The following is a 6,516-nucleotide window of genomic DNA, read 5'->3' on the forward strand; positions in this document are numbered from 1 at the left end:
GATGATAAAACGATTCATATTACCTCTATTGTTTTTCGGAATATCCTTGGCAATACTATTGGTAGCTTTTCCGCCCATGAAGGATCAACTAGCGGTATACAACCCTATAGATTTCAATCCAGAACTTGTGGATAAAGACCTGCACAATTGGAAAAAAAACTACACTATTGGAGATTTTAAATTAATAAATCAAAACGGGAAAACTATCACCCAGCAGGCGTACAGGGACAAAATTTATGTAGCGGATTTCTTTTTCACAAGCTGCCCGAGTATCTGCCCCATAATGACCGATAACATGGTCAAAATTCAAAATGAATTTTTAAACAATGACAAGCTGATGCTACTTTCCCTATCCGTTACACCTAACAGAGACAGTATTCCCATATTACGTGAATATGCGGATAAGAAAGGGGTATTGGACACCAAATGGAACATTACCACAGGGGATAAGAAACATATTTATGAACTAGCCCGTAAAAGTTTCTTTGCCGTTACGGATATAGGTGATGGAGGGCTACAGGATTTTATCCATACCACAAATTTTATCCTCGTGGATACTAAAAAACAGATTAGGGGTATTTATAATGGCATCGATGAAAAAGAAGTTTTGCGCCTAATCAAAGACATCAAAAGTTTGCTTAACTAATTTAAAAACACCCTTTTAAATTGAACCCAAATCATTGCCAACCCATAAAGGTATTTAGCCATATTTCCAGAAATTAAACCGGATACGAATAATCACAACAAATTCATCAATCATTAAATTTAATAACATGAAAATTATCAAGGTCATTTTTTTATTTAGCATTGCCCTTTTCACCTTTGCATGCAGTAGCGATGACAAGACGTGCGAAGCTCCCGATCCTAAGTCCATACAACTAAAAGTAACCGCTCGGGGTACTGTATTGGGACAACCAAAAACAATAGTGCATCCAAAAACCAATGAAACTTTGGAACCCACCTGTTATTTAATGGAACTTGTAGACACTTCAACAGGCAAGGTCATTGGGACATTGGAGGATTGTGTTGTAAGCAGTGAAACTCCTAGTGATGGAACATTAACATCTAGGGTAATTACTTTTATAAATATTGAAGGTCGTGGTACCATACAAGCTGAAAATATGGTTTTCCAAGAATTAATACCTCCATATCAGGATCTTAATTTTGACACTTCATTTACCCCCACGGAAAACAATGTTATAAACACAACTTTTGAATTTGAAGGAATGGAAGGCACTGTTTCTTTGGAAGGTAAAGTAAGCTTTATCAACTTGGGGGAAGGTATAGTAACCTTCAATTGTAATTTTAACATCAATCTAGAATCCTACTAAGCAAAAAAACATACAATATCATTGTGGTTTAAGGTTAACACCTATTACTTCTGCTAGTGTAAACAAGCTTATGGCGGGCCTGTCTATAGACAGCTAGGCAAGCTATGGAGCATTTAATTCCCACTTGGTAAGTAAAAGGAAGCATTCCCTAGCTAAGATTATAACCGGAAACAGTTTATGATGCTATAAAAAGGCAGCACCTATAATGTGTATGCCCGGCTATGCCTATTTAAAATGGAACAATCGGAGGCCATATTTGTGAATATATCAAAGCCTTAAAAGGAGTTGTAGGGATACAATTTAATAGTTAAAACAAAAAGACGTGGACAAACCATTTAAAAACAACCGTATACTAGGACCTATTAACGCATGGTTCTTTTACACAATCTCCGGGTACATGAATATGTTATGGGGAAAATCCAAAAAAAGATTATTCCAGGATCATCCCGAGACCGTGGTTGAAATTGGTCCAGGTGCCGGTGCCAACATGCGCTACCTACAAAAAGGCACCAGGTTGATTGCTATTGAACCCAATATTCATATGCACGCCAATCTCAGAAAAAGCGCTTGTAAATATGGTATCCAACTCGACATAAAAACAATAGTTGGTGAATCTATAGATTTGGCCGATAACTCCTGCGACTTTGTTGTTTGCACCCTGGTACTTTGCACTGTAGCCGACCCATTTCTATGTATCGAACAAATAAAGAGAATCTTGAAGCCTTCCGGGGTATTCGTGTTTATAGAACATGTAAGGGCCAAGGAAAATTCAATTCTCGGCTTCATTCAAAACTTGATCCATAAACCCTGGCATTGGTTTTTCGAAGGTTGCCACACCAATCGCGATACCCGATCCGTCTTGGAAGCAAGTGGATTCACCACTTTGGAAATCGAATCCTATAATTCATACTCCCCATTTGTTCCTATAATCCCACAGATTCGAGGAAGGGCAATAAAAGGTTAAACCTCAGGACAAGCCTGCCGACAAAGGCAGGCCCTGAACGCATTAATAGGAATCGACCCTAGGGTCGAGGTTGAACCTAGATCCCGCCGAAAAAGGCGGGATTAGTTCAACTTGCAATTTTAAGTGCGTCTTACCGACTTCTTAAAATTGAGTTTCACTAATAAAATAATTGAACCAAAAAGAAAACACAAGTGAACAATCCCATTAAGAAAATATTAAAACATTGGATTTTAATACTATTATTTGGCGCCATTACCATGAACCATCTCTGGGCGCAGCAACCTTTGACTATTTCGTTCCTTAATGAATCGACCACAATACCCTATACAACTTTTTTGAATGCCCCGGTCCACCCTGGGCTACAAATTGGAACGGAATTCAACTGGAAGGAAAGCAGACATTTGCATTTATATCCCTCTATTTCCATTGGATATCTGTACCACAAAAAACTTTTTCACGGTCTATTTACCAATCTGGAACTGGGTTTTGATTATAAAACCTCTTTTGGCCTCAACTTAAAAACAAAAATCGGCTTGGGATATTTGCATACGTTTAGCACCCAACAGGAATTTCAGTTCAATGAAGGCGCCTATAAAAGTAAAAGGGATTTAGGGAATTCAAGAGCGATGCCGTCGGTTACAACAGGAATCGGGTTTCGCTTACAACCAAAAAAAGCAAATTCCCCTGAAATTTTTGTGTTATATCAATCTTGGGTGGTATATCCGTATTCCCCTGGCTTCATTCCCTTAATGTCTCACACCAATCTACATTTAGGTGTAAAATTATTCCCATTTAACAGAAAAGCAAAAAAATGAAAAAGGCAATACTAGTTTTGGCGTTCCTCCATTTGGCATGTACGGAGCACGATGAAGTTTTTCAACAAGAATATTACCATTGTAAAAATACATTATCAACAAATAACCCCAATCATCAGAAAGCGATACCAGTTAAAAGAATCACAGAAGAAATGGTATCCAAAGGTGTCCCAGGAGTCATGATGAGTGTCCACACCGAGATAGATGGTTATTATTCCACTGCCTACGGAAAAAACGACTTGTCCAATCAAATCGATATACAGGCCTGTAACCTGACCCGTGTGGGCAGTACAGTCAAAACCTTTACGGCAGTTACGCTATTAAAATTACAGGAAGAAGGCAAATTGGATTTAGATGATTTACTAAGTAAATATCTCCCACAAAGTATTTGGGAAAATATTGAAAACGCTAAAGAGGTCTCCTTACGACAATTATTGAACCATTCAAGTGGAATCTACAACTACATTCAGGACGTAAGATTCCAAACAGCCTCCTTGAACGATTTAATAAAAGTATGGACGCCTGAAGAACTCTTGGACTATGCTGGAAATAATAACGCCAACTTTGAGACAGGAACAGATGTTGCCTATTCCAATACGAATTATATTCTTTTGGGAATGGTTATAGAAAGTCTTGAAGGCAAACCTTTTTATAAAGTTTTTGAGGATAAAATCTTTAAGCCCCTAGAATTGGAAATGACACAGTTTGCGGCGTCGGATCCAGTGCCTGTAGGAATCGTAAGGGGCTATATTGATCTATACGGTAAACTAGAACTCACCAATGCCACCTATTACAGTGGGTGGGATTATTTTTCGGCCGATGGCGGATTGATTTCCAACGCCCATGACCTGAATATTTTTTTAACGAATCTTTTTCATGGCAACATCCTTTCCAATGCATCGCTGCAGGAAATGATGGACTGGCAATCGCCAAAGGAGCAGAACAATGAAGATTATGTAACACAGTACGGGTTGGGAATCTTTCTAATAGAAACAGATTATGGGCCTGCCTATTTACATAGCGGGGATGCCATCGGTTATTTCGCAAGCATGGTATATTTTCCCAATCAAAAAACAACAATTTCATGGGCGGTAAACGCCAATTATGGTAAAATTGACGATATCACCCAATCTAGAAATGCCATGAATAAAATTTTCAAAGCTGTTTTGGAAGAACCCCAATAAACTAAATACTGTTTCCCGTTTTTCCTAGGGAATACTATTTTATTCCTTACAACAAAGACCAGTAACAGGACACTAGAATACAATAAATATCGTTAAATAGTAAATCTAAACCTGAGGTATGAAAAAGTATATAATTATATCCATCATCTTCTGTATTCAAATTTCCTGTTCAAAGAATTCAGTTGACCAGGAGAATGGGGAAGAAAATAAAAACGGGTATTTCGTAGACAGTTTTGACACAAATGGTACGTTGATAAATTTCGTTACCAACAACCCCTCTGCCCTTCCCAATGTAAGCAGTGAATCAGGAAGGTACAAAGCTATCCTAACCGACAACACCGATGATGTTACACTTCATTTCAATAATAGTCAAGGCAGAATTGACGCAAAATTAGTTAAATTCCCATTCGAGTTTATCGCCAGGAATATTGGAATTGGAACATTGAACGATTCCCAAATAGCGCCGACCCCTAACAATGGCCCATATGTGTTTTGTGGTGTACAGGTTCATCACAAGGATTTTAATTCCATAAATTCATCGCACGTCGTAGTTGGACATAGGGGAAGCACAGGATACACCATTGAAGGTAAGAACACAGTAGAAGGCGTATCCAACGTAAACGATATTGGGTCAAATACGGTTCCCCAAGGACGAGGGGATATAAGAATTGTTGGGAACAAGGACAAAACACTCACGGTTTACTGGCAAACTCCCAACCTAGCATATACGGATACAGATGACAATTGGAAACTCTATAAAGATACCGGAGATTTGCCGGGAATATCCCCCAATTTCGGGAGTGAAGTTTATATAGGTTTGATTACCTACGCATTTGGACAGAACGGAGTTCCGTTTGTTGGAACCTGTGATGCCATACAAATAATGGATTGATTTTATAGTACCTATTAGCCAGGTTCAATTAACAAAAACCCAAGCAATTTTCATTAAATAGCTACCGGTAGGATATAGAAGCGAATGGAACCCACATTCCTGAATTTCTATACAACCATTAATGATGATAATGACCTCGTAAGGGTATAATGGCTTCCAAAAAAACTGACAAGGTTCCAATCAGAGATAGTTAATGCACTGAGCAAGCAAACTGCAGTTTGGTTTTGAATCCCAATTTCAAAAAAAATTGGCCACCCCATTATTTTCCAATTTAGGTATATTAAAAAACGCCCTTTCCAAAAGGTCGGGTATTGCCATTTTACCTTCAGGAGCAAACAAAAATTGCCTAATTTACATTTTCATAAAACCAAAGATTCCAAAAAGCTTCCATCCTTAGGGCTACTTTAAACAAAAATATTGTAATTTCTAGTCGTTTTTCATAACAAACGACCAATATGTTATTTATAGACTTCTACAACACTGTTTTAAATACATCGTTTACCTATGATGAATTACCCTTTCCCATTACGACCATACAGGTACCCAAAGGAAGATGTTTAACAGACTATGGACAGGTTGAAGATTCACTATACTTTATGAACAAGGGCATTGTGGAGATGAAGATTAAAAGTTATATGACCGAGAAGATAGTCGACTTTTTTTTTGAATCCGAATTATTCTGTGGTTATACTTCCTTTTTGGACCAACTTCCAACAGACGTTCAAATAACGACCTTAGTGGATTCCGAAATTGAGGTGATTAAGCGAAAGGATTTAATACCTGCCTATGAACATTCCTTTGAAGCCAATAAATTTGGAAGGATTTGTACGGAACAAGGTTATATAAGAAAATCAAATAGGGAAAAAGAACTTTTGACCAAAACGGCAGAAGAAAGGTATAATGAATTGTTCCGATCACGGGCGCAATACATTGCTCATATACCTGTAAATAAAATAGCAAAATACTTGGGGATCCATCCTGAAAGCCTAAGTAGAATTAGGAATAAAATAAATTCCTAATAAAGGCCATGTCCTTTTTTTAATCAATTTTTATGATGGCATAAACTTCCAATATAGAACATTTTGCACCAAGATTTGAAACGTTCCAATAACAACCTCCCTTACCTTGAACTATAACCAGACCATATCCAAATTAGGTTCCATGGGAAACAAAAAAGTGATTTGTATTTGCATACCACTTTTTTGTTGGCACCTTCAGAAGTAGATTAAACACTTGATATTCAGCATATTAATTCGTATTTTAGATAAAACAAAACCCCGAATATGAGTCTCCAGCTCTAAAAACGGGGTATTATCTTAATTACGTATGT

The 6,516-nt window shown here is 37.6% G+C and carries 7 protein-coding genes; all 7 read left to right on the forward strand.

Annotated elements, in window-relative coordinates:
* Position 1 precedes the first annotated feature (1 nt).
* The 7 genes from QSE00_RS17055 to QSE00_RS17085 all read left to right on the forward strand — a co-directional run bounded on the left by QSE00_RS17055 (position 2) and on the right by QSE00_RS17085 (position 6,205).
* Positions 2–646, forward strand: a complete 645-nt coding sequence (locus QSE00_RS17055) for an SCO family protein (protein ID WP_286106872.1) — start codon at positions 2–4, stop codon at positions 644–646.
* Between the two features lie 127 nt (positions 647–773).
* Positions 774–1,331: a hypothetical protein gene (locus QSE00_RS17060; protein WP_286106873.1), complete on the forward strand. Its 558-nt coding sequence runs from the start codon at positions 774–776 to the stop codon at positions 1,329–1,331.
* 397 nt (positions 1,332–1,728) lie between these two features.
* A complete protein-coding gene (locus QSE00_RS17065) occupies positions 1,729–2,295 on the forward strand; it encodes a class I SAM-dependent methyltransferase (protein ID WP_286106874.1) in 567 nt (188 codons plus the stop codon).
* Positions 2,296–2,486: 191 nt separating this feature from the next.
* Positions 2,487–3,110, forward strand: a complete 624-nt coding sequence (locus tag QSE00_RS17070; RefSeq protein ID WP_286106875.1) for a hypothetical protein — start codon at positions 2,487–2,489, stop codon at positions 3,108–3,110.
* Positions 3,107–4,294, forward strand: coding sequence for a serine hydrolase domain-containing protein (locus QSE00_RS17075; protein ID WP_286106876.1), 1,188 nt, complete (start codon positions 3,107–3,109; stop codon positions 4,292–4,294). The genes QSE00_RS17070 and QSE00_RS17075 overlap by 4 nt, the downstream gene beginning before the upstream one ends.
* A gap of 118 nt (positions 4,295–4,412) precedes the next feature.
* Positions 4,413–5,186: a hypothetical protein gene (locus QSE00_RS17080; RefSeq protein WP_286106877.1), complete on the forward strand. Its 774-nt coding sequence runs from the start codon at positions 4,413–4,415 to the stop codon at positions 5,184–5,186.
* 455 nt (positions 5,187–5,641) lie between these two features.
* Complete coding sequence (locus tag QSE00_RS17085; protein WP_110356443.1) at positions 5,642–6,205, forward strand: Crp/Fnr family transcriptional regulator; 564 nt, start codon at positions 5,642–5,644, stop codon at positions 6,203–6,205.
* Positions 6,206–6,516: the final 311 nt, after the last annotated feature.

Origin of the sequence: Arenibacter flavimaris (assembly GCF_030291335.1) — a bacterium.
GTDB lineage: Bacteria > Bacteroidota > Bacteroidia > Flavobacteriales > Flavobacteriaceae > Arenibacter.

Excerpts from the sequence above, each read along its gene's own strand:
- QSE00_RS17055 (WP_286106872.1), top strand. The coding sequence starts at position 2 with ATGATAAAACGATTCATATTACCTCTATTGTTTTTCGGAATATCCTTG.
- QSE00_RS17060 (WP_286106873.1), top strand. The coding sequence starts at position 774 with ATGAAAATTATCAAGGTCATTTTTTTATTTAGCATTGCCCTTTTCACC.
- QSE00_RS17065 (WP_286106874.1), top strand. The coding sequence starts at position 1,729 with ATGAATATGTTATGGGGAAAATCCAAAAAAAGATTATTCCAGGATCAT.
- QSE00_RS17075 (WP_286106876.1), top strand. The coding sequence starts at position 3,107 with ATGAAAAAGGCAATACTAGTTTTGGCGTTCCTCCATTTGGCATGTACG.
- QSE00_RS17080 (WP_286106877.1), top strand. The coding sequence starts at position 4,413 with ATGAAAAAGTATATAATTATATCCATCATCTTCTGTATTCAAATTTCC.
- QSE00_RS17085 (WP_110356443.1), top strand. The coding sequence starts at position 5,642 with ATGTTATTTATAGACTTCTACAACACTGTTTTAAATACATCGTTTACC.